The organism is uncultured Veillonella sp. (genome assembly GCF_963551295.1).
GTDB lineage: Bacteria > Bacillota > Negativicutes > Veillonellales > Veillonellaceae > Veillonella.
The window spans coordinates 1-24,148 of the sequence record NZ_CAUVFT010000012.1 but is presented as its reverse complement, the minus strand read 5'-3'; the positions used below and the strand labels follow the sequence as shown (position 1 = coordinate 24,148).

General features: G+C 34.7%; 27 protein-coding genes, 2 pseudogenes and 1 riboswitch. Of the genes and pseudogenes, 6 read left to right on the top strand and 23 right to left on the bottom strand.

Annotated elements, in window-relative coordinates; all coding sequences use genetic code 11:
• Window positions 1-58: 58 nt before the first annotated feature.
• Entirely contained in the window at window positions 59-808 is a 750-nt protein-coding gene (locus RYO55_RS04805) for a class I SAM-dependent methyltransferase (RefSeq protein ID WP_314984394.1), read from the bottom strand.
• A gap of 148 nt (window positions 809-956) precedes the next feature.
• Between RYO55_RS04805 and RYO55_RS04800 the strand changes: the two genes are divergently transcribed.
• The 3 genes from RYO55_RS04800 (at window position 957) to RYO55_RS04790 (ending at window position 3,690) form a co-directional block, all read left to right on the top strand.
• Window positions 957-1,895 (top strand): DUF1848 domain-containing protein, encoded by a 939-nt coding sequence (locus RYO55_RS04800; RefSeq protein ID WP_314984391.1) that lies wholly within the window; start codon window positions 957-959, stop codon window positions 1,893-1,895.
• Between the two features lie 141 nt (window positions 1,896-2,036).
• Window positions 2,037-2,945: an HAD family hydrolase gene (locus tag RYO55_RS04795; protein WP_278471579.1), complete on the top strand. Its 909-nt coding sequence runs from the start codon at window positions 2,037-2,039 to the stop codon at window positions 2,943-2,945.
• Between the two features lies 1 nt (window position 2,946).
• On the top strand, window positions 2,947-3,690 hold the full coding sequence (locus RYO55_RS04790) for a DUF4241 domain-containing protein (RefSeq protein ID WP_314984390.1): 744 nt from the start codon (window positions 2,947-2,949) through the stop codon (window positions 3,688-3,690).
• Between the two features lie 106 nt (window positions 3,691-3,796).
• On the opposite strand, the gene RYO55_RS04785 is transcribed toward RYO55_RS04790, so the two are convergent.
• Window positions 3,797-3,946: a hypothetical protein gene (locus RYO55_RS04785; protein ID WP_278456875.1), complete on the bottom strand. Its 150-nt coding sequence runs from the start codon at window positions 3,944-3,946 to the stop codon at window positions 3,797-3,799.
• A 219-nt stretch (window positions 3,947-4,165) separates the two neighbouring features.
• Here RYO55_RS04785 and RYO55_RS04780 point away from each other — a divergent pair, with 219 nt between their 5' ends.
• Window positions 4,166-5,467, top strand: coding sequence for a WG repeat-containing protein (locus RYO55_RS04780; protein WP_314984389.1), 1,302 nt, complete (start codon window positions 4,166-4,168; stop codon window positions 5,465-5,467).
• A gap of 174 nt (window positions 5,468-5,641) precedes the next feature.
• Here the strand turns inward: RYO55_RS04780 and RYO55_RS04775 are convergent, their stop codons facing one another.
• Window positions 5,642-6,259: a phosphatase PAP2 family protein gene (locus RYO55_RS04775; protein WP_004695848.1), complete on the bottom strand. Its 618-nt coding sequence runs from the start codon at window positions 6,257-6,259 to the stop codon at window positions 5,642-5,644.
• Between the two features lie 193 nt (window positions 6,260-6,452).
• Entirely contained in the window at window positions 6,453-7,799 is a 1,347-nt protein-coding gene (locus RYO55_RS04770) for a VanW family protein (protein ID WP_314984388.1), read from the bottom strand.
• 106 nt (window positions 7,800-7,905) lie between these two features.
• Between RYO55_RS04770 and RYO55_RS04765 the strand changes: the two genes are divergently transcribed.
• A complete protein-coding gene (locus RYO55_RS04765; protein WP_008600957.1) occupies window positions 7,906-8,916 on the top strand; it encodes a site-specific integrase in 1,011 nt (336 codons plus the stop codon).
• Between the two features lie 60 nt (window positions 8,917-8,976).
• On the opposite strand, the gene RYO55_RS04760 is transcribed toward RYO55_RS04765, so the two are convergent.
• Window positions 8,977-9,285 carry a LysM domain-containing protein gene (locus RYO55_RS04760; RefSeq protein WP_314984387.1) on the bottom strand — a complete coding sequence of 103 codons (309 nt, stop codon included), beginning with the start codon at window positions 9,283-9,285 and terminating at the stop codon, window positions 8,977-8,979.
• Between the two features lie 252 nt (window positions 9,286-9,537).
• Between RYO55_RS04760 and lexA the strand changes: the two genes are divergently transcribed.
• The gene (gene lexA, locus RYO55_RS04755; protein WP_012864371.1) at window positions 9,538-10,209 is read left to right on the top strand and encodes a transcriptional repressor LexA; all 672 of its coding nucleotides are present in this window, start codon (window positions 9,538-9,540) and stop codon (window positions 10,207-10,209) included.
• A 57-nt stretch (window positions 10,210-10,266) separates the two neighbouring features.
• Here the strand turns inward: lexA and RYO55_RS04750 are convergent.
• The 18 genes and pseudogenes from RYO55_RS04750 to RYO55_RS04665 form a co-directional block, all read right to left on the bottom strand.
• Window positions 10,267-10,989: pseudogene (locus tag RYO55_RS04750) on the bottom strand (bile acid:sodium symporter family protein).
• 30 nt (window positions 10,990-11,019) lie between these two features.
• Complete coding sequence (gene dapA / locus RYO55_RS04745) at window positions 11,020-11,907, bottom strand: 4-hydroxy-tetrahydrodipicolinate synthase (protein ID WP_295815811.1); 888 nt, start codon at window positions 11,905-11,907, stop codon at window positions 11,020-11,022.
• Window positions 11,908-11,928: 21 nt separating this feature from the next.
• Complete coding sequence (locus tag RYO55_RS04740) at window positions 11,929-12,960, bottom strand: aspartate-semialdehyde dehydrogenase (RefSeq protein WP_105086504.1); 1,032 nt, start codon at window positions 12,958-12,960, stop codon at window positions 11,929-11,931.
• 23 nt (window positions 12,961-12,983) lie between these two features.
• Window positions 12,984-13,781 (bottom strand): 4-hydroxy-tetrahydrodipicolinate reductase, encoded by a 798-nt coding sequence (gene dapB, locus RYO55_RS04735; protein ID WP_314984385.1) that lies wholly within the window; start codon window positions 13,779-13,781, stop codon window positions 12,984-12,986.
• Window positions 13,782-13,857: 76 nt separating this feature from the next.
• Window positions 13,858-14,030: riboswitch (Lysine riboswitch) on the bottom strand.
• Window positions 14,031-14,071: 41 nt separating this feature from the next.
• Window positions 14,072-15,736, bottom strand: a complete 1,665-nt coding sequence (gene recN / locus RYO55_RS04730) for a DNA repair protein RecN (RefSeq protein WP_314984383.1) — start codon at window positions 15,734-15,736, stop codon at window positions 14,072-14,074.
• Between the two features lie 4 nt (window positions 15,737-15,740).
• Entirely contained in the window at window positions 15,741-16,196 is a 456-nt protein-coding gene (argR, locus tag RYO55_RS04725; RefSeq protein ID WP_024065706.1) for an arginine repressor, read from the bottom strand.
• Between the two features lie 320 nt (window positions 16,197-16,516).
• Window positions 16,517-17,092: a class I SAM-dependent methyltransferase gene (locus RYO55_RS04720; RefSeq protein WP_021148148.1), complete on the bottom strand. Its 576-nt coding sequence runs from the start codon at window positions 17,090-17,092 to the stop codon at window positions 16,517-16,519.
• Between the two features lie 24 nt (window positions 17,093-17,116).
• Window positions 17,117-18,001 carry an NAD(+)/NADH kinase gene (locus RYO55_RS04715; RefSeq protein ID WP_308521056.1) on the bottom strand — a complete coding sequence of 295 codons (885 nt, stop codon included), beginning with the start codon at window positions 17,999-18,001 and terminating at the stop codon, window positions 17,117-17,119.
• A 9-nt stretch (window positions 18,002-18,010) separates the two neighbouring features.
• Window positions 18,011-18,814 (bottom strand): TlyA family RNA methyltransferase, encoded by an 804-nt coding sequence (locus tag RYO55_RS04710; protein ID WP_314984380.1) that lies wholly within the window; start codon window positions 18,812-18,814, stop codon window positions 18,011-18,013.
• Window positions 18,811-19,290, bottom strand: coding sequence for a divergent PAP2 family protein (locus tag RYO55_RS04705; RefSeq protein ID WP_295814330.1), 480 nt, complete (start codon window positions 19,288-19,290; stop codon window positions 18,811-18,813). The genes RYO55_RS04710 and RYO55_RS04705 overlap by 4 nt, the downstream gene beginning before the upstream one ends.
• A 28-nt stretch (window positions 19,291-19,318) precedes the next feature.
• On the bottom strand, window positions 19,319-20,197 hold the full coding sequence (locus tag RYO55_RS04700) for a farnesyl diphosphate synthase (protein ID WP_314984379.1): 879 nt from the start codon (window positions 20,195-20,197) through the stop codon (window positions 19,319-19,321).
• 9 nt (window positions 20,198-20,206) lie between these two features.
• Window positions 20,207-20,413, bottom strand: a complete 207-nt coding sequence (gene xseB, locus RYO55_RS04695; RefSeq protein WP_314984377.1) for an exodeoxyribonuclease VII small subunit — start codon at window positions 20,411-20,413, stop codon at window positions 20,207-20,209.
• Window positions 20,388-21,611, bottom strand: a complete 1,224-nt coding sequence (xseA, locus tag RYO55_RS04690; RefSeq protein ID WP_314984375.1) for an exodeoxyribonuclease VII large subunit — start codon at window positions 21,609-21,611, stop codon at window positions 20,388-20,390. The genes xseB and xseA overlap by 26 nt, the downstream gene beginning before the upstream one ends.
• A gap of 2 nt (window positions 21,612-21,613) precedes the next feature.
• On the bottom strand, window positions 21,614-22,567 hold the full coding sequence (locus RYO55_RS04685) for a metallohydrolase (protein WP_314984373.1): 954 nt from the start codon (window positions 22,565-22,567) through the stop codon (window positions 21,614-21,616).
• Window positions 22,567-22,971, bottom strand: a complete 405-nt coding sequence (gene nusB / locus RYO55_RS04680) for a transcription antitermination factor NusB (RefSeq protein ID WP_314984372.1) — start codon at window positions 22,969-22,971, stop codon at window positions 22,567-22,569. The genes RYO55_RS04685 and nusB overlap by 1 nt, the downstream gene beginning before the upstream one ends.
• Window positions 22,961-23,356, bottom strand: coding sequence for an Asp23/Gls24 family envelope stress response protein (locus RYO55_RS04675; RefSeq protein WP_295814311.1), 396 nt, complete (start codon window positions 23,354-23,356; stop codon window positions 22,961-22,963). The genes nusB and RYO55_RS04675 overlap by 11 nt, the downstream gene beginning before the upstream one ends.
• 11 nt (window positions 23,357-23,367) lie before the next feature.
• Entirely contained in the window at window positions 23,368-23,748 is a 381-nt protein-coding gene (locus tag RYO55_RS04670; protein WP_308521062.1) for an Asp23/Gls24 family envelope stress response protein, read from the bottom strand.
• A 134-nt stretch (window positions 23,749-23,882) separates the two neighbouring features.
• Window positions 23,883-24,148, bottom strand: a pseudogene (locus tag RYO55_RS04665) (elongation factor P); the annotation flags it as partial.

Genomic DNA, 24,148 nt, shown 5'->3' with positions numbered 1-24,148 from the left:
AATAAAGGGGTACATATTATATGGAGTGGGTTTATTTTATAATGTTTTACTATAAATGCTATTTTATTACTTTCACCAAGAACATTGGTACAGGAATATAAAATTCATCTTCTTCGCTGTAAATACGAGGGCCTATTGTGGGATCAATTGATACAGAGCTAGCACCTAATTTAGTGAGCAGTTCTTTATCCCATTGAGGTCGTGTAAAGGATGAAATTTCAAGCATATGATAAATAGTATGGCAGCGATCTTTTAAATCATCGCTTACATGTTCATGAGCATGATGAACGGATTGTGGTAAGTCATGGTGGTTACGAGCGTGTTCCGCATCATAATTGAGAATTAAACCACCAGGGCGAATAACACGTAACCATTCGGCATAGGCTTTATCTGGATGAGGTAAGTTCCACGTCACATTACGAGCTACAACGATATCAAAGGTATTAGTATCAAAGCTAAGATTTTCTGCATCCATTACGGAGAAAGTTGCATCACAATCTAGCGACTGTGCTAGTTGATTCGCTTCATCTATCATATTGGGCGTAATATCAATGCCATGTACTGTATGACCTAGTTGGGATAGGATGATACTGAAAAAACCGGCTCCACATCCGATATCCAATATACGTAAAGATCTTTCAGAATCAAATATATGACTTGTTAATTCGTCTATCCATAATTTTAGCTTTGGGCTTTCCAATTCTTTAGCGCGTAAAGCACCAAAATCTTTAGCCCGATCTATCCAATAGGATGTAATAAATTCTTTATCATCCTTCATAGGGTGATTACGTTCAAAAATATCGTTCATATTTTACTTCTCCTCATATTCTATAGTATGTATAGTACCATAAAATAATAATGAACTATACAGCAAAAATCACATTAACTCCATAAATACTAACTATGAGGTATGATATAATACTTCTATGTTTTTGTTTTAATGAAAGGGCAGGGCTATGATATTACAAACTGGACAACGTACAGATATTCCTGCTTTTTATGGACAATGGCTAATCAATCGTGTTCGTGAAGGGTTTGTAGATGTTCGTAATCCATATAATCCGCTACAGGTGACACGGTATCCTATTAATCAAGAGATAGTAGATGGCATTGCATTCTGTACTAAGAATCCTTTACCATTTATTCCACTACTAAATGAAATTGTTGACTACAGACAATACTGGCATATGACAATAACGCCTTATGGAACTGATATTGAGCCCTATGTACCACCTTATGCTTCTGTTATAGAGGGATTTAAACACATATCCAAACTGCTTACTCCTCAATCTATGGTATGGCGCTATGATCCTATCATTTTAACCAATGAGTATACAGTAGATTTTCATTTTGAAAGCTTTTATATAATGGCCAAGTCCCTTAAAGGTTATACAGATACAGTTGTTGTAAGCTTTTTAGATATATTTGATAAGGTGGCTCAGAATTTCCCAGAAGGGTACAGACCGAGTTTAGATGTTCAAAATAAGATCATTAAAGAATTTCTATCCATAGCTCGTTCTCATCATATGACTCTCAAAACCTGTGGAGAAGGGCATATCTTTAAAGAAATTGGTGCTAATACGGAGGGGTGCCTTACTTTAGATTGTTATGAAAGAGCCTGGAATATAAAATTAAAAGCACCAAAACGTACGCCAGCACGACCAGAATGTAATTGTTATTTACATGGTGATATTGGGGCTTATGATAGCTGTAGTCATTTTTGTCGATATTGTTATGCCAATACTAATCAAGCGGCAGTTCGATATAATCGTTTACAACATGATCCAAATTCTAGCTTACTTATTGGAAAACTTTCAAAAAGAGAAATTATCAAAGAAAGTACGGAGAAGAGCTGGATTGTAGAGGAAACTATAACACAAGATAGCTTGTTTTAAGCAGAATTACAAGGAATTACTAAATTAAATGAATTGACTTATCGTGTAAAATAGATACCAAAGGGGTTGTCAAGAAGGAATCTCAGGAATATAAGAGAGTGTAAATGTATTTTTTGTTTAATTTAAAAGGAGGTGCATTTTATGATAACGTATAAGAAAGATAGTAAAGATAATTTACAATCATCTGACTCATCTATGCCCGTGTTAGCAATGTGTTACGACTTTGACAAGACTTTAACCCCTGACGATATGCAGGCACAAGGATTTATTCAATCGGTAGGTTATAACGAGGAGCAAATCAAACAATTTTGGCATGAATCAAATCAGTTGGCTAAAAAACATGATATGGATAATAATTTAGCCTATATGTATAAAATGATTCAAGAAGCAGTAGGCCATTTCTATGTAACAAAAGATAAGCTCATGGAATACGGAAATCAAGTAGAATTATACGAAGGGGTACGGACTTGGTTTGAACGTATTCGCGAATATGGCTTAGAACAAGGCGTTAAGATTGAACATTACATTATTTCATCTGGCTTAAAAGAGATGATCGAAGGCACTGAAATGGCAAAAGAGGGAGCTTTTACCAAAATTTATGCCAGTGCATTTATGTTCGATGATAAAGGTGTAGCTGTTTGGCCTGCACAAGCCATTAACTATACGAATAAGACACAATTTTTGTTCCGTATTCAAAAAGGAATTCTCGATATTAATGATACTGGTGTTAATGATTACATTAAGCCTGAAAATCAACGAGTGCCGTTCCGTAACATGATTTATATTGGGGATAGCGATACAGATATTCCTTGTATGAGTCTTGTGAACGCTAATGGGGGTCATTCTATAGGTGTATATGATCCATTTAAGAAAGATAAAGAAAAGGTATATAAGATGATGCGTCATCATCGTATCCGTTATTATGCACCTGCAGACTATACAAATGGTTCTAAACTAGATACATTAGTAAAGCAAATCATACGTAAAACCGCAGCCTACGAAGTATTAGAAGGCGAATATATTCATTGTAAATACGAAGCCGAGGAGTAATATGGAACAATCTAAATTAACTAGTGAATGGATTCAAATCTTTAACCGATTAGGTTCTGAAGGTAAATTAAAACCTACTGTACCATATCATGATTTATTTAACCGAAAAGAGTTAAAAGGATTTCCGTTACATACATTACCCATGTGGACGGTAAACTTCCCAACAGGGCATATTACATGTTGTGATCCTTTAGTTTCATTGCCGAGTAAGCCTGATACGTATCTTAGAACGGTAGAGCCAGGCACATATCTATTAGAGACTAAGATTATCGAAATGGAACCAAATGAATATCGTTATGTAGCTAGTCGAGTTGTTTTTAGCGGTAATGAGCCTGTATATTACGAATTAGCATTAAAAGGGACTGAAGACTTAACCGATTTAGATGATGGGGATACCTATATTGGATTTCCTGTAGATTCGGGTTTAGCTACAATAGTAGATGCACAAACTATTGAGACATATAACAAATTTTATGAACAATGGCATATAAACTACCCTGAAAAAAATATTTACGATGATTATTATAGTGATTTATTCCAATTGAATGCTATGGCATATCCACAATACCAACGTTCTAAAGGTGATTGGATTAACTTTACAATTCCTGATACAGAATTGACCGTACCGATGATTCAATCAGGCTTTGGAGATGGTTTATATCCAGTATACTGGGCATTTGATAAAGATGGTCAGATCTGCCAAATTATTATGGAATACATTGATTGTAGCGAGGCATATGAATAATGTATTGAATATAGTTAAGGAAATAATTATATATAACTTAATATATATAAATAAGGCGCTTAGATAACTAAGCGCCTTTTAATATGATCGTATTATATTTTGAGATTTAAATACCAAAACTCCAGTTTACTAATACGCGAATAATACTTAAACCAAGAATAATTTCAGCAAGAAATCTTAAAGAACTCTCCATGCCATTACCTAAATGTTTTAAACCGCCAATTTTGGCTTTACTTACAATATCACACCAGCACATATAATTCCTCCATAATAGTATGAGTAAATTAGATAATTTATATTACTATTTTACAATCTAATTCTAAAAATTTCAATATACAGTATTGGTTTAATAGTAAGTTTTTATTAGACAGTTATAATATGTAAGCGTATATAAAGGAATCGTTTAATTAAAAGAGTTAAATATGGTATTATAAAATTAATTATTATTGTGTTGTATAATATTATGGAGAGATATATGAGAAAATTTATATTAGGATTAGCTATAGCATTGGCTGCATGTAATATAACATCTGCAAAAGAATATATTACATTAGAATCCCCAACTGGTAATACTATCGTCGATGAAAAAGGGACTTGGATACTTGGTCCTTATGATAATTTACATGTAGAATATATAGACGAATATAATAATAAATACGTATATGGATCATTTTATGAAAATGGACGAAAGCGGTATGTAAACTTAGTTGAATTAGCCTATTTACCAGCAGGCTATGAATATCAATTTGATTATGATTTGGCTAAGGCATTGACTAATGGAGGGTTTAAACTAGTTAATTCCAATGGTACCTATGCTATTAATGATGTAGTAAATCAATATAGTACGATAAATGAAAATTTAATATTGGGAAAGAAAGGTGACTATTGGTATCTATATAATAAAACTAATGGTGTTCAAATTATGGGAAATCCTATAAAGGATGGTTGGGATAATATTGAATTTTACTGGTCAAAAAATGACAAGAAAAATTTATTTGAAATACATACTGCGGATGATTATATTAAATTTGTTACTGAAGAGGGCATTTTACTGACTGAAAATGAAGCACTAAATCTTATTCATACACATGACTATGAAAAGTCAACAACAGGGGCTGGACAAGGGACGAATGGATATTCAGATGAAAGTCTATATAGTAGAAAACCATCAGATACTTATCAATTATTTACTCAAGTAGATAAAAAAGGAAATACTTTGTATGGATTGAGAACGAGTGAGAATGAAATAGTAATTCCTGCGAAATATAAATCTATACAACATCTAGGTAAAGAATTTTCTTATTTTATTGTATCTAATGAAAAAAATAAGTATGGTATTATTGATTCCTTAAATCAAACTGTAGTTGCAATGAACTATGATTCTTATGAAAGATTAAGTGATCGTAGTTTTGTATTAAAGGATTCGATTGGAAGCCATATATTTAATGCTGAGACGGGTGTTTTATTTGATGTGGTGTATGATAGTATAGATACATCTAAGCCTAATTATGTATTAAATAAAGTTACGACAGCAACTTATGATAAGACAAAATATGTGATTGCCACAAATTCAGGTTATAAACTATTCGAATTACCACATTTTGATGACGATATAACCTCATTTTATAAAGACTTATTTGTTTATAAGTCTGATAGTAAATATGGTCTAATGGATTATAAAGGCCATATAGTCGTTGAACCTAAATTTGATAAGATCACCATAGATGAACCATTATTAGCTGCATATATTAAAAAAATAGAATCCGTTGATAAATAATGAGTATGTATCTGGTTATTTTTAGAAGTAACTTACATAAACTAGCTTATAGGAATATAGGCTAGTTTTCTTTTGTTTTTAAATTACTTCCGATAACGATATATTATCGGAAGTAATTTAATGTCAAAAATTGGGCCTAAATGGCCCAATCCCTTGTGTTATATAGTTTTTTGCTTATTTACGTTTAAATGTGTATGGTTCGTATTCTACATCATTATGGCGGTTAGTCCACCAGTTCCAGCCGATTCTTGCTAACTTCCAGGCAATGAATCCTACGATGATTCCTAATACTAAACCAGTTAATACATCTGTTGGATAATGTGCAAATAAGTAAACTCTAGAGAATGCTACTACTATTGAACCTAACAATGCTAAAATCCCTAAATAACGCTTCTGAGGCGCTATTTGAGTTAAGCCTAGGTAAATCGTCATAGATGATGCAAATGAACCAAAACTGTGGCCTGATGGGAATGAATAGCTTGTAGCTTTTGGTAGTGCAGATTCCAACGGCACCGTTACATTTGGAAAATCAACAAATGGTCTTAATCTCGCTACATTTGGTTTTAAACCTTGGTCGCCAATTATAAATACAAATCCTAAAGCAATAATAATTGCCACGCCTAAAACACGATATTTTTTTTGTAGCATTAATAATAAGGCTATTATAATCCATAATGCGCCATTGCTTGTAATTTTTGAGATAAATGCCATAATTGGTGTTAAAAAACTATATACAAAATGTTCATGTACATAGAAGATTAAAGAGTGATCAAATTGTAAAATTGTGTCCATAAATTCCTCTTCTATTCTACTTTTACCTAAATGATAATTATTGAGAATGTCTTATTATGCTTTTTATTTTAATAATTAATCTATACTAATTTATTTACGTATATAATGATTTCTCATTTACAGCCCAAATAATAGCCTAAACTATTTATATACAATGGTCAATAGTTTAGGCTATATTTCATAAAAGCTATAGTTATGATTTCTTTTTATCTGTTTTCTTAGGTGGCGCTTCAGGTGTTGCAGGCATTGTAATAATCGTATCTACAGGGTCATATACAGACTCAAAGGAATCAGTTTGAGTAACCCAGTTACCATATGTAATGGTTCTATACGTATTCATTTTTAAGCCTACATGGCCCTCTTGTACCTCTTTTTCTTTTAAAGATGGATCTACCTTAGTTATTGTTTTATTTGGAATCTCACCATAATCGCCTACAGAGATAGATACATTTTTTGGTTTATCTTCAGCTGTACCTATAATGTAAATAGTTAACGTACCATTATTCATAACACTTAAGATATAAATAGAATGTTGGTACGGATTTCTAAACTTAAAGTCTAAATAGCCCCAAGCTACCGTAGCATCTCTACCAGCTTGAATATATCCAACTGGTTCAAAATGAGGTGTACGTTCAACAATATTCATACCAGATAATAAAGCTGTATTAAAAATAGTAGAACTTACTTGGCAAATACCGCCACCAATGCCTGGAACTAATTTGCCATCAATCATAACAGGCGCATCATCATAGCCAGCTTCTGCAGTACGTTCGCCTACAACATCGTTAAAAGAGAATTGTGCACCGTGCTTAATGAGTGTACCATTTATCTTATCAGAAGCTAATTGGATATTATGTGTTCTGCTTTCATTACTTGGATTATACTCCGTTGTGAAAGATGCTAATACAGTATTTAAAGGTTTTAGATCAGTATCAGTAACTTTTACCGTATTCTGCGTAGTAAATACCATAGAAAGAGAATTTATACTATCGCTAATCTGTAGATCATCTTTTAGCTTTTTCAAGGTAGCATCGATATCAATACGTTTGCCTTCTTTTGACGGATGTATTACTACTTGTCCATTTTCAACAGTAAGATAGGCATCATGACCAGGTGTATCTATTGTTTTTGCTAACTCAGTGAGATATGTTTTGCCTTTTACTTCGTCTAACTTATATTGTGGTTTAAAATGATGACCATAAAATAAACCATTAAATCTATGTGACAATACTGTCCACATATCATCCTCATAGCCGTATGTGGAAATAGCTTTTACCATAGCCTCTGTATCGAATTGAATACCTAAATCATGATATGTGGCCTGTTGTTTTTTATTATTTCCCATATCGATAGATATAATCTGAGGTATCTTATCATTCACCTCTTGTAAACGTGCTTGTAATTCGTTCTTTGGTGTATTTGATAGATCTGTATCATTATAATATACACCATAAGAAATATTTTCTGTTGGAATGTATGAGCAACCACTTGTACCCAAAAGAACAAGTACTGTTCCTACTAATATGTATTTCTTCGTCATGTATTCGTAAACGCTCCCGAATTATTTATTATATTCTCTAATTATAGCATATAAAGATCTAATCTATGGTACAATTATATTAATATTTTATGGGTAAGGGTGAATTATGTCAGAGTCTAAGAAACAACAAAAGCATTTTTATTTGCGCAATAATGATGCGCTTATGAATAGTACAAAGTTGTCTATGAAAGCAAAACAAAGCATATTGTTATCTAAGGCTGAGAATACTGTTGATGCTTACGAATCGGATTGGGACGATTTCGTAGATTGGTGTACTTATCAAAAGGTATCTTATTTTCCAGCTACACCAGAAACAATAGTAAATTATATTAACGATCTAGCAGATTATGCAAAGGCAAATACAATTTCACGTCGTATTAGTGCTATATCTGAAAATTTTAATGCTTCTGGCCAAAGAGATAATCCATGTATGGCTCCTATCGTTAAACAGGCCTTACGTGGTATTAGACGATTAAAAGGAACATTCCAACAAGGAAAAACCCCAGTTTTGTTAGAAGATATTGAAGATATTATAGACTGTATGACTAAGCTAGATGTACCGGAACTTCAATTATTGCGCGATAAAGCTATTCTTTTGATTGGCTTTATGGGTGCTTTCCGGCGCAGTGAGATTGCAGCTATTACAGTAGAAAATCTTCAATTTTCACCACAAGGTGTTGAAATCTTTGTAGCATCCTCTAAGGCCGATCAAGAAGGTCAAGGTGCAGTGGTAGCTATCCCACATTTATCTGGTTCTCCGTTAGATGCAGTACGAGCCTTACAACAATGGTTACGTGCTTCTGGTATTACTGAGGGACCTGTATTTAGAGGGTTTACAAAAAATATGTCTTTACGTAAAACAGCTATATCCGATAAGATGATTGCAGAAATCGTAAAGAAATATATTTCTCTTATTGGTCTAGATCCGACCATGTATGGCGCTCATAGTTTACGTCATGGCTTCGCAACGACTGCAGCAGCTTATGGTGTTGAGGAACGTAATATTATGCGACAAACTCGCCATCATAGTGTTAATATGGTTCGTCGTTATATTAATGAAGCCAATAAATTCGTTGATAATCCTATCTCAACGATCTTTGAGAAACGATTTAGATAACAAAAAGCAGCTAACTCGATTGAGTAGCTGCTTTTTTGCGTGGGATATCCCCATATATATTTAGTTTTGAGCCACATAGTCCAAAGCTCTAACTGGACTATCAGTTTTTTTAGCTGGCACTTTTAATACTGTACCAGGTACAAGTGCACCAGAATCGCTAATATTGTTAAGTTCCTTCATGGCATATACCATTTCACGAACATCCATATCTTTATGAGCTGTACGTGCTGCAATGTCCCACATTGTATCTCCTACTTGAACCTTTACCTCACGTACATTATGTGTATTTACCTCTGTTGCAGGATTTGACATATTATAACCAAATAATACTGTTAAGCACATTCCTACCATCATCAATATATTTTTCATCTCATACCTCACATTTACATCGAACATAATATCTGAGAACATTTGTTTGTTTACATGCTTATAATAGCACACGAACGAATGTTCGGTCAAGTGTTTTAGAACAAATGTTTGCAAAAACTTTTAAAATTGCCTATAATAGGTATATAAGTTAAGTAAATATTTTATATTTTTATTATATAGTACATTATGTGGTAATTTTTACGCATATAGATTGACATTAATCTGACATTAGATTGACTTTGGAGGTTTATCGTGAGACGCCCTGCTACAGATATTAATACAAAACAGCGCCGTATATTAGACTTTATAAAAGATTCATTACATAATGAATATCGTTGTCCTACAGTTCGTGAAATCTGTACACATGTAGGGCTAAGTTCCACTTCTACTGTTCAATCTCATTTGAATGCGCTAGAAAAATTTGGCTATATTAAACGTGATCCAAATAAAAATCGTGCTATTACCGTTTTAGAAGATACTAAACCTTCTATCTCAGTAACTGGTAATGAAACGTCTAGCTCTGATAACTTTGAGTTTTTAGGCGCAGGTCTTAAACAAGTACCTCTTATCGGTACTGTACAAGCAGGTATGCCTATTACTGCTGTGGAAAACTTAGAGTCCACGCTTACATTGCCAGTTCAATTGACTGGTGATTCCGATTGTTTCTTGCTTCGTGTTCAAGGCGAATCTATGATGAATATTGGTATGTATGAAGGTGATATGCTCATCGTACGCCATCAAAATACAGCTAATAATGGCGACGTAGTTGTAGCACGTATCGATGATGAAGCTACAGTAAAACGTTTTTACAAAGAAAATGGTCACATTCGTTTGCAGCCTGAAAATGATGATTTTGATCCAATTATTGTAGATGATTGTCATATTGAGGGCCTCGTAATCGGTCTTGTACGAGATAGAATATAAACAAAAGAACGGCAACATATTGTTGCCGTTTTTTTGTTACATGTATAAAGTTTATTTTTAATGTAAACTATTTTCTCTCCGTAGAGTAGCAAAAATAGCACCTGATATATTATGCCATACACTAAATATCGCCCCTACTAGCGTTGCTAATGGATTTAATGCAAAATTTGTTGCTGCCAATGTTACGGCTAAACCACTATTCTGCATTCCTACCTCTATTGCTAGCGCTGTAGTTTTATCATATCTTAATTTAAGCAGTGCTCCTACACCTAAGCCTAGTAGTAGACCTAGTATATTATGTATACCAATGACAATAAGTGTTTCCAGCCCAGAAACCAATAGTTTATCCTTGTTGATAGCAATAATGGCTGCTATTAATAGTATAATAGCTATCATTGAGAAGATAGGACTAATACTAGTTAAAGTATTAATATGTGATTTACATACATATTGGATTACAGCGCCCAATAAGATTGGCACAACAATAATTTTTACCATAGTAATCATCATTGGTAGTACTTGAACATCTACTCATGCGCCACCAATATATAGGATTAATAATGGTGTAACTATGGGAGCTATTAATGTTGAAGTAATTGTCATTCCTACAGATAAAGGGACATCACCATTGGCAATATAGGTTATAACATTACTGGCTGTTCCACCGGGACAACAACCTACTAATATAACACCAATAACAATATCCGGTGATAAGGTAAATATATGGCAAACAAAAATAACAGTAAGATTGTAGTATAAATAAAAACCAGTAGCTATAATGTAGTTACTGGTTTTAATTATACTGATATTTTATTGTAAATATTCTACTAATGCTTTATCAATATATGCTGCTTCATCAGCCGTTGGTTCACACATTGGTAAATTAAATTTTCCCACAGGCAAGCCAATTTTACGGGCTGCATATTTGACAGGAATCGGATTTGTGGTGATGAACATTGCTTTTATGATTTCTGATAAGGCTTGATGAATACGAATCGCTTCGTGGTTATGACCAGATTCATAAGCTTGAATCATAGCATTCATATCTTTGCCTGCTACATGAGATACTACGGATACTACCCCACACCCCCCAATAGAAAGCATCGGTAATGTAAGACCATCATCCCCACTATATACCATGAAATCATCTCTAGGCATTAAGCGCTTAATTTCAGAAGCAATCATCAAATTACCACTTGCCTCTTTAATCGCACAAATATGTGGATATTCGTTATGTAGTTGAACTAAGGTAGTTGGGAAAATACCTGTCCCCACACGACTTGGAACATTATACACCATGATTGGCAATGTAGTAGCTTCTGCAATAGTTTTAAAATGCAAATATTGACCTTGCTGGTTAGGTTTATTGTAATAAGGTACTACAACTAGCAAACCATCGATACCATCGATTTTAGAGACTTCCTTTACAAAGTCTGCAGAAGCTTTTGTATCGTTACTGCCTACATTGGCAATAATCGAACCTTTATGTCCACATTCTTTTGCAATCGCATTAAATAGAGCTAATTTTTCGTCTCTAGACATAGTTGGGTTTTCACCCGTTGTACCACAAACTACAAGACCATCAGAGCCATTATCTAACAGATAATTGGCGATATCAATACAATTTTCAATATTTACGGATCCATCACTATTAAAGGATGTCACCATAGCTGTTAACACTCGACCAAAGGTTTTCATATATATCCTCCCCTTGATAGATTAAAATGCTTGTTTTTCCACCAAGTACTCAGCAATTTGCAACGCATTAAGAGCTGCACCTTTACGAATTTGGTCCCCTACAATCCAGAAGTTCATACCGTTGTCATTGTATAAGTCTTTACGAATACGACCTATTTCACAGTCGTTTTGATTAGATGTATACAATGGCATAGGGTAAATTTGTTCAGCAGGATTATCTTTAACTTGTAAACCAGGGAATTTTTCACATGCCGCTTTGAAAGCCTCTACAGATACCGGTTCTGCTGTTTCTACCAAGACAGATTCAGAATGGGAGCGATATACAGGAACACGAACTGTAGTTGGAACTACTTGAATAGTTTCGTCATGAAGAATTTTTTGTGTTTCGTAAACCATCTTCATTTCTTCTTTAGTATAATCGTTTTCTAAAAACACATCAATTTGTGGCAATAAGTTGAAAGCTACAGGATAGTGTTTAGGAGCAGAGCCTGTTGGTAATAGATTTGCTGTCATCTCTTTGCCTGCAGTATATTGTTTTACTTGATTTTCAAGTTCTTCAATACCTTCTTTACCTGCACCAGATACAGCTTGGTATGTGCTTACAATTACGCGTCTAATAGGAGAAATATCATGAAGAGGTTTTAAACCTAAGCTCATAATGATTGTAGAGCAGTTAGGATTTGCAATGATACCTTTATGTTTCAAAATATCTTCTGGGTTAACTTCTGGTACTACGAGTGGAACTTCAGGATCCATACGGAATGCACTAGAGTTATCGATTACAATAGCACCGCGTTTAGCGGCTTCAGGCGCTAATGTTTTAGATATAGAGCCACCTGCAAATAATGCAATATCAATATTATCAAAAGATTCAGGTTTTGCTTCTTCTACAATATATGTTTTACCATTCACAGTAAGTTCTGTACCTGCAGAACGAGCGGAAGCTAATAGTTTTAAGTTTTCATAAGGAAAGTTACGTTCTTCAATAAGTGTAATAAATTCAGCACCTACTGCACCAGTAGCACCTAGAATAGCAACATTAGGTTTTTTCATTGATACATCTCCTTGCACAAATATTATAAATAATGTTCTAAACCGTATGTTAAGCCAGTTTTAGAACTAATTTTTTTACATGCTAATACTACGCCTGGCATAAAAGATAAACGACTTAAGCTATCATGACGTATGGTTAATGTTTCATCATAACCACCAAATAATACTTCTTGATGAGCTACATAACCTGGAAGGCGTACACTATGAATTGTTACATCGTCAACCTTAGCACCACGAGCACCTGGTAAACTTTCACGAGTCAAATCCTCATCAGCAGTTACCTTAGCAGCTTGTTTAGCATCGTTAATTAATTTAGCTGTTAAAATAGCTGTGCCAGAAGGCGCATCGTATTTGTGATTATGATGTAATTCTATAATTTCTACATTAGGGAAATATGGAGCGAGCTCTGCAGACACTTTCATCATCATTACTGCCCCAAGAGAAAAGTTTGGAGCCACTAAGCAATTCGCTTGATTGGAACGACCAATTGCATCAAGTTCATCGCGTTGTTCTGCGGTCAATCCTGTAGTACCGATGACAACATGAATCCCAGCGGATAACATTCTTTTCGCGTTTTCATAAATAACAGCAGGATTAGTAAAATCTACAATAACATCAGGTTTATTTGTATCTAAAACCTCATCGATGGAGGCATTCATCTTGATACCTAATTGTTCGATTCCTGCTACGGAGCCTACATCTTCCCCTGCCTTAGTTGGATCAATACCACCAACTAATGTTAATTCAGGATCATTATGTACCGCTTTAACTACTTCACGACCCATTTTGCCGCCAGCGCCATTTACCATTACTCGAATCATATATACCTCCAAAAAAGCCAGTGGATGCATCCACTGGCCTTATAGATTATATAACTATATATACTCTTACGAAAAGCTCAATGATAGCACTCCACCAATACAGGATTGATGACAGTTGTCTATCTATTAAATAGACAACCAGAACGATGAGTCGCAATCATCGAACTTCGGCAAGCATCCCTTTTATCATGGATCAATGCATGCCTACTCCTCATGATTACTCTTAATACTCGCACCTCTATCAACATATTCATTTAATACTATTAGTATAAGTAATTATGCGATTTTAGTCAATTAAAATGGTCAATAAGTTCTTTCGCCGCTGCAAGTGCTGTAGCAGACATTCCCTTACCAGACATCATAGACGCAATTTGTGTTACTCGTTCTTCCTTATTTAAAACTGCTAATGTAGAAATTGTACGATCATCTTGCTCGATTTTAGATAGATGATAGTGTTGTTTCGCAATACTTGCAGTTTGAGGCAGATGAGTAATGCAAAATACTTGATTGGTTTTAGATAAATTAAGTATTTTCTCTGCCACCTTAAGTGCTATATCACCACTGATACCGACGTCAATTTCGTCAAACACCATCGTTTTAAAGGTATCACTACGGAATACAGATTTAAAGGCTAATGCAATACGGGCTAACTCACCACCGGAAGCTACTTTATGTAGTGGTAATAATTGCTCCCCCTTATTTGCGGAAAATAACATTTCAATGGATTTTGCACCTAATGAAGATAATTCAATACCATCTTCAATCTGAAATTGAATATCCCCTTTTGGCATACCTAAATCAACTAGTTCTTGATGTAAGGCCGTAGCAATAATTTTTGCATTTTTAAGACGTACCTCGTGTAAAACAGTTAAGGCTTCTTCTGCTGCCTTTTTCGCTTCTTCTAAACGAGCTTCTAATTCGTCTTGCGCAAATACAAGCCCTTCTAATTCTTCTAAGCGAGCTTGCGCCTTTTCTTCGTAAGCTAAAATCTCCTCTACGGTTTCACCATATTTTTTCTTTAACCCATAAATGGTTGTATCTCGATCTTGGCAATACTTATAACGTTCTTCATCGTAACTGATGGTGTCTCTGTAACGATCTAAAGATTGCGCGGCTTCTTCTAGTTGAAAATAAGCAGAGTCCACCATTTCTGATACTTCTTTTAACTCGCTATCGTATTTTACCAAATCATTAACCTCTGCCTTAATCGAGTTAATCGTATCAAGTAATGGTTGACGTCCATTATAAAAAGCATCATAACAAGAACCTAATACCTTATCAATATGTTCAAAACTGTCTAAACGCTTAAGTTCTTCAGCAATAATTACATCTTCACCAACACTTAGACCAGCGTCTTCAATTTCGTCGATTTGGTATCTAAGCATATCAAGATCCCGAGCTCGCTCAGACATATTTTCTTGTAAATGATCTACATCTTGTTTTGCTTGCTTATAAATTTTATACGCATCAGTATAAGCTTTATAGGCTTCTTTTCCTTCCTTATTAAAAGTATCTAAATATTCATGATGTGTATCAGCATCTAGTAAGCGTTGGTTGCTATATTGTCCGTGAATATCTGCTAAGTATTGACCGATTTCCTTTAAAGCTTTTAAAGGTATTGGTTGATCATTAGCCAAAATACTAGATTTGCCATTACGGTTAAAAGATCTAGATAGAATTAACTGGCCTTCTTCTATCATGATATTTTTAGACTCTAATAGGTCTTGAATACTTTGGTGATTAGCAATATCAAATATTCCATCAATAACAAAACTATCTTTACCGTGACGAATAAACTCGCTACTTGCGCGTTCTCCTAATAGGATACTAAAGGCATCCATAAGAATGGATTTCCCTGCCCCAGTTTCGCCGGTAAAGATAGTAATGCCATCATTAAATGAAATATTCATTTGCTCAATCAACGCAAAGTTGCGAATGCTCATTTGCGTTAACATATTATTAGTCCTTCATTAAATCTTGAATTTTCGCTAAAATTGCTGGAACTTCAGCTTCAGATTTTGCAATTAACAAAATAGTATCATCCCCTGCTAATGTACCAATAATTTCAGACCATTTTGCATGGTCGATAGAAAATGCTACAGATTGAGCAGAACCAGGGATTGTATGTAATACAACTTGGTTTAAACTGTGATCAACCTTAATCAAAGAATCTTGGAATAGTCGGTTAATACGACTACGAGATAAAACTACATTTTCCTCTGGAGATAATGCATAACGATAATGTCCATCGCCTGTAGGAATTTTGATTAACATCAATTCCTTAATATCACGAGAAACTGTAGCTTGTGTTACTTCAATACCTTCTTCTAGTAAAGCCGCAGCTAACTCCTCTTGTGTTTCAATCGCCTTGGACTGCACGATCTCTTTAATTTTGTTATAGCGATAGCGTTTCATTTTGAACTCCCTTTTTTAAACCTTGCACATAAAAGAGAATAGTATCTTTCTGATAATATTATACCATATATTCATAATTAATATATGGTATAAATCGCATATATTATACGTCTTATGCATATTATATTAATATTTAAAATATTGTTAATATTCTATATAATAACAACGTACAAATTCATAGCTAATAAGGTTCATCTATTTATAGGGAATTAATAATTTAAAAATAGAAAAATATACATGTATAATTAAAATCCCCTATAAAGGGGGTTTTACTAACTGAGTATGAGTTTTATTCATAATGAATAAAGATATATTTCGTTTTATCGTTTTTGCAATATAAATAACTCAGGTGGATTATGTATTTGGTTCATCGGATGCCAATGACATACATTATATATTTTCTGATCTAAATCTGATAAATACGATTTAAGAGACTGCATTTCTTCAAATCCCTCTGTTGTTCCAGGGTAAGCAACTATTGTAATAACTCCAGACTTGGAAAGTTTTTGTAAACCTTCATTTATGGCATCAATGGTCTGGTGCGGTTTTGTTACAACTTGGTGATCTCCTCCAGGTAAATATCCGAGGTTAAAAATCATTAAATCAATAACTTCATCTTTTAATTGATGAGCTACCGCCAAATCATGAGAGTCATGAATAAACGTTAAACTTACTTCTGGCGCAATATCATTTGATTGTAAAAGCTCCTTGCTAGTTTTAATAGCTTTCATTTGAATATCAATTCCATATAGATGGCATGCTTTTTGTGCCCGTTTAGAAAGGTATAAAAGATCATGGCCATTACCACATGTAGCATCTACTACCACTTTGGCATTTTCCATGCATCGATCCCAGATTAAATGTTGGAATTGAACAGCATTGTTAATGTTAATCACAAAACCACCCCACTTGAGATTTGGTTATAACAATTCATCTCGACGAGATGCTAACTTTTTAAATAGTGTACCAAAGAAACATTGATCCTTGAATCGTACAAATAAACAATATACAGGATTAGAGCTTATATGTAAGGTTTCTTTATTTGTAAAAGTATAGTCAAATGTACCATCAATACAAATATGTAATTGTGGTTCTCTTTCCGGCATTGTAATTTGAATCGTATCATGTTCCTCTAAAACAAGGCTTACACCTTGAATTAAATGTGGTGCTACTGGGGTGACAATGATTGATCGATTATCTGGTTTCATGATTGGACCACCAGCCGATAGATTATAGCCCGTAGAACCTGTAGCAGAGGAAATAATTAAACCATCCGATGGATACATTTGCGTGTGTTGATTATTAATAGACATATTAATTCGAGCCATTTTAGCAGGTTCAGCACGAGTAATGACAATTTCATTAATGATTGGTACTAACTCTTCTTCATTACCATTATTGCGGTCAATATATGCATATAAGTGGCCGCGCTTTTCAATATTGTAATCACCGTTAGCGATACGTTTAATATGGCTTTGCATTTGGTGAACTTCAATTTGGTTTAAAAAACCTAATTCGCCAAGATTAATACCACAAACAGGTACATTATATGGATAAATTTGTCTTGCAAGATGGATGATGGTACCATCACCACCAAAACTAAAGGCAATATCTATTTCTTTAAAAATTTCTGGGCGACTTAAAATATGAGTTTCAGGAATCTTAAGTACTCGTGCAGGTGCATCTGATTCGAGATCATCTGGCAAAAATACTTCGATACCTTCATCTTTACAAATATGTGCAGCCATTTTTAAAACTGCCATAATATTGCTTTTCCCCATATTAGGGAAGAATCCGATACGCATAGTAATCTCCTATAGTGAATGAGCGTTTATAACGACTGAATCAATTAATTCATCGTTAATCGATAAAGCCCCTTCTTCGTACTTTTTAAAATAACCTAAAAACTCAATATTCCCTTCCATTCCTTTGATTGGAGAGAAAGTTAAGCCGTGTGTATATAAACCACAGTCATACGCAACTTGTAGAATACGATGTAATACTTCTTTATGGATCTCACTATCTCGTACTATACCACCCTTACCAACATTTTCTTTACCAGCCTCAAATTGTGGTTTTATTAAGGCCACAAGTGAGCCCGTATCTTTTAATAAATTAGTAGCTACTGGTAAAACTTTGTCTAAAGAAATAAATGCTACATCAATAGAAATAAAATCAACAAGTTCACCTATTTGTTCAACAGTAACTGTACGGATATTTTGTTTTTCCATATTGATTACACGTGAATCTTGGCGTAATTTCCAAGCTAATTGATTATATCCTACATCGATGGCAAAGACCTTAGACGCACCGTTTTGTAATGCGCAATCTGTAAAACCACCTGTACTAGCTCCTATATCAATCATCACAGCCCCATGTAAATCGATAGGGTAAGTTTGAATAGCCTTTTCTAATTTAAGTCCTCCACGACTTACATAAGGTAAAGTATTGCCTTTTACAATAATATTGGCATCCACAGGAATCTTGGTGCCTGCTTTATCTATACGTGTAGTATCCATAAATATAAGGCCCGCCATAATAGCTGCTTTTGCTTTTTCTCTACTTTCAAAAAGACCTCGATTAACGAGGAGTATATCTAATCGTTCTTTGTTGCTCATATTACACCATGATAAATACAATAAAACTGAATAAAGGCCACGAGAATGCCGAGAATTAAACCACCAAATACTTCGATAGGTGTATGTCCCAACAACTCTTTTAATGCTTCTTTACGTGTAATGACAACAGGTATATTCTTTTTGGTAAAATAATCTACAATTTGATTAAGTATTTGAGCTTGTCGTCCTGCCTCTAATCGTACACCAGACGCATCATACATAACAACAATTGAAAATACTAAAGATAATATAAAAAGATCTGATACACCATTTTTTAAATAAATTGCTGTTGTTGTAGCGATAACAAATGATGTATGTGAACTTGGAAAACCACCAGATCCAACAAGGCGCTCTGGACGAAATTTACCATGTCTTACAAGTTGCCATACGAATTTAATAGCTTGAGCAGTAAACCAGCCCCAAAATGCAGCTTGTGCGATATAATTATGTGTTATTTGTGGTAATATATCAATCATTGTTTATACCTTCTACAGGTAATACCTATTAATTCGTACGTTCTAAAAGATAATCAATTAATGCTGCCAGTATAGTTGTATCATAAGAAAGCAAGTTTAACGCATCATGAGCTTGTTGTCCTACTAAGGAGGCTTGTTGTTTTGCCTCCTCTAAGCCTAGTAAAGATACATAGGTAGATTTATGTTGGCGAATATCACTACCAGGTGTTTTCCCTAATTCTTCAATAGTACCGGTTACATCTAAAATATCATCAGTGATTTGGAATAACAATCCCAAGCAATTAGAATATTCCATAAGGGCTGTTCGTGTAGTATTATTAGCATTTCCAAGAATAAGACCTAATTCTACAGAAGCGTTAAATAGTGCACCTGTTTTACCACTATGTAAAACCTTTAATTCTTTTAAAGAAATATGTTTGTCTTCGCTGAGTAAATCAAAGGCTTGTCCCCCAACCATACCTTCAGGACCAGCCGCAGTAGCAACACATCGTACAGCATCTAGTTTTTGCTGTGCACTAGCAATTGTATTTGATGTCATCAATTGAAATGCATATGTTAATAACCCATCACCGGCTAAAATAGCAAGCCCCTCACCGTATACTTTGTGATTAGTCAAATTACCTCTGCGATAATCATCATTATCCATAGCTGGTAAATCATCATGAACTAATGAATAAGTATGGATACACTCCATAGCACATAGAAATTCCTTATAATCAGCTGGCTTTTTATGAAGCATTTCTAACACAGCCTTAGTTAAAATAGGTCGTATTCGTTTGCCACCTTGCATTAAACTATAATTCATAGATTCATAAAGTGGTTTAAATTCTTGATTTGGGCTAGTTAATACCTCCCCTAACCACTGTTCAATATTTTGTTTGCTAGACGCTAAATAATCTTTGAACATAGAATCTCCTTATTCACTGATGCGGACTTCTTCGATAATTTGTTGTACTTCATCTTCAACAGAGTCAAGCATTTCAGCACATTCTTTTACCAAAGTTAAGCCCTTTTTATATTGTGATAAAAGCTCAGAAATGGTCATATCCCCATCGTCTAATTGCTTAACAATCCCTTCTAAGGCCTTATATTTTTTCTCATAATTTTTTAGTGATGCGGCCATCCTTGTGCGCCTCCTTTACCGTAGCAGTAATATAACCATCAGCTAGTGTAACTCGTATATCATCATTTGTTTGTAATTGGACAACCGATGTAATAGGTTCGTTATCATGTTCAACCTTTGCAAAGCCTTTAACCATTATTTGTAATGGGTTTAGCGACTCTAACTGTTGTGCCAATAATGCTAAGCTATGTCTCTCTGTATTGCAACGTTCTTTAGTTGCATTAGTTAAAGTTTGTGAAAGCTCTTGTAAATGTGATTTTTGCTTATGTAAAAATTGCAGAGCTGGAATGCCAAGTCTTCGATTAAAGAGCAATGTTAAATCTGTACGTTTTTGTTGTAGTGTATAGCGCATATATTCGTGTAAATACTCTTCTTTTTCTGTCAGCTGATCTTGTAATGTAGTAATTGGAAGTACTGCCATTTCTGCAGCATGACTAGGCGTAGCACCACGTGCATCAGCAACATAATCACATAATGTATAATCCGTTTCGTGACCTACCGCCGAAATAATCGGTGTATGAGCATTATAAATTGCCTCTACAACAGCTCTATCATTGAAACACCACAAGTCCTCCATAGATCCACCACCACGACCAATGATGATGACATCAACATCTGGATCAGCATCTGCCGTAGCTATTCCTTTAGCTATAATTGGACCTGCGGTATTACCTTGTACAGGAACGGAAAACAGTTTAAATTGAACCAATGGATTGCGTCTCTCACTGACATGTAGAATATCATGCAATACGGCACCAGATTGAGATGTAACGATACCAATACAACTCGCCATGTACGGTAAACTTTGTTTATGACTATCATCAAAGTACCCTAGGGCAGTTAATTCACGTTTTAAAGCATCAAATTCGAGCTGTAACGGACTTTTAGCCCCTATCTGCATATCTGATGCAATGAGATTTAAACGGCCCATCTTATTGTAAAAGTTAACAGATGCTTTTACAGTTACTAATAAACCATTTTGAATGGCATTAGCTAGTCCCTTTTGCATAACGGTACTAGACCACATTGTCACATCAATAGCAGATTCCTCATCTTTTAAAGAAAAATACATATGTCCACTACTATGGCGTTTGGCATTAATGATGGTACCACTTACGTATACATTCTTTAATAGATACTCACGATCTAAAGTACGCTTTATGAGATTGTTCAATTGTGTAATGGTTAATACATTCACGATTATCCTCTAGATTCTTGTAAATACGCAGCACCAAAAGCATTACCTGTGGCATTATCAACAGAAAATTGTGGCTGTGCCACATGTAATTTTAGATAATTTCGTTTACAATAGGTTTCCATCCGCTTACGAAGTAAACTATTACTCATCACACCACCTACAGCGATAAGTGTACGTACAGGTTTCTCTTTAGTATGATAAGTTATCATTTTCTCTAGAGCATTTCCAATAGAAGTAAAAACAGCTCTAGCTAAATTAGATTTATCCGTATCACTCATAGCTTCGCTTATACGTCGCATAGCAGCACTACAAGGGCCGGCAAAGCTAATCCATCCGTCTTTTACAGATGATGGCAATGGTTCATATTCTGTAGTTTGTAATGCTAATGCCTCTAAATGTTTACCTGCAGGAAATGGTAAGCCCATAGCGACACCGATGCGATCAACATATTGTCCACCTTGTAAATCTTTAGAACCGCCAACAATCTGAGATTCAAAAATCCCTTCACCTTGATAATGACAATATACTAGCTCTGTAGTACCACCTGACAGATGTAATGCCAAAAATGGATCAGTCGGAATATGTGCTAAATCTCTCAGTGCTGCTAATATATGATTCTCTTGGTGTGCAAAAATGTGTAAAGGTACATTCATAAGATGACTCAAGGTTTGCCCTTGTCCTAATCCGACCATAAAGGCAGGCATATAAGAGCGTTCTTCACGGCGTGGAAAGCCACTAATACCTATACCGCTAATTGGTACCTGAGGCAATTCTGACATTAGTTTAGGCAATGCCTTTGTATGCTGAAAGACCATATTTGATTGTTGTAGTCCTCGCTCACCTGGTTTTACCTCTAAGATTTTACGTGCTTCCCCTACTATGTGAAAGTCGCTATCTACAATGGCACAACTTGTGGTGTAACAACTCGTATCAATGCCTAAGTAATATCGTTTCATTATTTACTCTTATTATATGCGTCTAAGATTGCATTAATTAATTTATAAGATGTATCAGAGCCAAACTCTTTTGCTAATTGAATGGCTTCATTAATAGCAATAGATGGCTCTAACGGTTCCACTTCATTTGTCATTTCCCAAACGGCAATGCGTAAAATAGACCGATCCACCTTATCTAGATTTGCTACCTTACGAGATTTACAGAATGACTGTAATGTAGCATCAATTACTTCAGTATTTGATAATACACCCTCTATAATACTATTGGCATATGCCTTATCCATTGCTTTATGGATATTTCCTTCAGGAAATTGAACATCATTTTGATCGGTATGAAATTCATTAGCATATAACATTTGGAATGCGTATTGACGAGCTTCTCGCCGATTTCGCTTAGTTACCATGTAAAACTGGCTCCTTTTCTTTTACAATCCCTTCAATATGCACATCAACCTTAACATGATCAAGATCTAACATATTTTTTAAGATTTGTTTGATTTCTAACTGCAGCTGTTTGGATAATTCAATAAGATTATATCCATACAATGCTTTGATATAAATATTAATTTCAATAAAACCTTTACGATGTTTTACATTGATACCAGGTAAGCTACGTTGACCAAACGCATGGGTAATACCCTCTACTAACTCATCGTAAAAGCGTGGACTTAAAGAATGAATACCAGGAATAGTACCTAAAGTTTTCGTCGCTACATCAATGATGACAGAATCTGCAATATCAATGGTATCCGTATCTAAGCCATAATTTAATTGATTGTCTGAACTCATAGAGATACCTCCTATGGATGTTGCGGCGTTACTAAGTCATCAAAAATAATGTCTTGTACAACTACATCAATGGTTTGAACCTCAATTTCTGTATAAGAGACTAAAGCAGTTTTAATGCGCTCTTGTAGGCGTAAAACAACATCAGGAATACGATATCCGTATTGAATGCATACATATAGTGTAACTAATATAGCTCCTTCATCATTAAAAGATATCTTAACACCTTCATGATCGGACTTACGTCTAAAAAAGGTATTAACACCATCATTAAAGGTGGAGCTCATATGATGTATACCCTTTGTATCAAGTGCAGTCATTGTTACAATTGTGGCATATACATCTTCGTTAATCTTGATTTTACCAGACTCTAGTTCAGTATTTTTCTTGGTCATACTGGCCTCTTTCAAAAAAGCACTTGTCCCTATATATAATTACATAGACGACAAGTGCTTACAGTGCAAATGTTACGATATATGGGGAATAAGATTCCATGAAAAGATCTAGCCCCAATACATATCAATGAGTATTAGGCACGTTCGATGTATTGTCCTGTACGAGTATCAATACGAAGTACATCATCTACTTCAATGAAGAGAGGTACTTTTACAGTGTAGCCTGTTTCTAATACAGCTGGTTTATTACCACCAGTTGCAGTATCGCCACGGATGCCAGGATCTGTTTCAACTACGCGAAGTTCAACAGCTACAGGTAAATCGATACCGATTACGATACCTTGGAAGAACATGATGGATACTTCCATATTTTCAAGAAGGAAGTTTTTAGCATCACCTA

Bases quoted from the DNA above. Each gene is read 5' to 3' on its own strand.
- RYO55_RS04710 (WP_314984380.1), bottom strand. From the start codon at position 18,814: ATGAGCAACAAAGAACGATTAGATATACTCCTCGTTAATCGAGGTCTT.
- RYO55_RS04715 (WP_308521056.1), bottom strand. From the start codon at position 18,001: ATGCGTATCGGATTCTTCCCTAATATGGGGAAAAGCAATATTATGGCA.
- RYO55_RS04740 (WP_105086504.1), bottom strand. From the start codon at position 12,960: ATGAAAAAACCTAATGTTGCTATTCTAGGTGCTACTGGTGCAGTAGGT.
- xseB (WP_314984377.1), bottom strand. From the start codon at position 20,413: ATGGCCGCATCACTAAAAAATTATGAGAAAAAATATAAGGCCTTAGAA.
- RYO55_RS04700 (WP_314984379.1), bottom strand. From the start codon at position 20,197: ATGTTCAAAGATTATTTAGCGTCTAGCAAACAAAATATTGAACAGTGG.
- RYO55_RS04775 (WP_004695848.1), bottom strand. From the start codon at position 6,259: ATGGACACAATTTTACAATTTGATCACTCTTTAATCTTCTATGTACAT.
- RYO55_RS04805 (WP_314984394.1), bottom strand. From the start codon at position 808: ATGAACGATATTTTTGAACGTAATCACCCTATGAAGGATGATAAAGAA.
- RYO55_RS04670 (WP_308521062.1), bottom strand. From the start codon at position 23,748: ATGACCAAGAAAAATACTGAACTAGAGTCTGGTAAAATCAAGATTAAC.
- RYO55_RS04685 (WP_314984373.1), bottom strand. From the start codon at position 22,567: ATGAAACGATATTACTTAGGCATTGATACGAGTTGTTACACCACAAGT.
- RYO55_RS04785 (WP_278456875.1), bottom strand. From the start codon at position 3,946: ATGTGCTGGTGTGATATTGTAAGTAAAGCCAAAATTGGCGGTTTAAAA.
- dapA (WP_295815811.1), bottom strand. From the start codon at position 11,907: ATGAAAACCTTTGGTCGAGTGTTAACAGCTATGGTGACATCCTTTAAT.
- RYO55_RS04760 (WP_314984387.1), bottom strand. From the start codon at position 9,285: ATGAAAAATATATTGATGATGGTAGGAATGTGCTTAACAGTATTATTT.
- RYO55_RS04800 (WP_314984391.1), top strand. From the start codon at position 957: ATGATATTACAAACTGGACAACGTACAGATATTCCTGCTTTTTATGGA.
- RYO55_RS04675 (WP_295814311.1), bottom strand. From the start codon at position 23,356: ATGAGTTCAGACAATCAATTAAATTATGGCTTAGATACGGATACCATT.
- RYO55_RS04770 (WP_314984388.1), bottom strand. From the start codon at position 7,799: ATGACGAAGAAATACATATTAGTAGGAACAGTACTTGTTCTTTTGGGT.
- RYO55_RS04795 (WP_278471579.1), top strand. From the start codon at position 2,037: ATGATAACGTATAAGAAAGATAGTAAAGATAATTTACAATCATCTGAC.
- argR (WP_024065706.1), bottom strand. From the start codon at position 16,196: ATGAAACGCTATCGCTATAACAAAATTAAAGAGATCGTGCAGTCCAAG.
- RYO55_RS04765 (WP_008600957.1), top strand. From the start codon at position 7,906: ATGTCAGAGTCTAAGAAACAACAAAAGCATTTTTATTTGCGCAATAAT.
- dapB (WP_314984385.1), bottom strand. From the start codon at position 13,781: ATGATTCGAGTAATGGTAAATGGCGCTGGCGGCAAAATGGGTCGTGAA.
- nusB (WP_314984372.1), bottom strand. From the start codon at position 22,971: ATGGTAACTAAGCGAAATCGGCGAGAAGCTCGTCAATACGCATTCCAA.
- RYO55_RS04790 (WP_314984390.1), top strand. From the start codon at position 2,947: ATGGAACAATCTAAATTAACTAGTGAATGGATTCAAATCTTTAACCGA.
- RYO55_RS04780 (WP_314984389.1), top strand. From the start codon at position 4,166: ATGAGAAAATTTATATTAGGATTAGCTATAGCATTGGCTGCATGTAAT.
- recN (WP_314984383.1), bottom strand. From the start codon at position 15,736: ATGTTAACGCAAATGAGCATTCGCAACTTTGCGTTGATTGAGCAAATG.
- RYO55_RS04705 (WP_295814330.1), bottom strand. From the start codon at position 19,290: ATGATTGATATATTACCACAAATAACACATAATTATATCGCACAAGCT.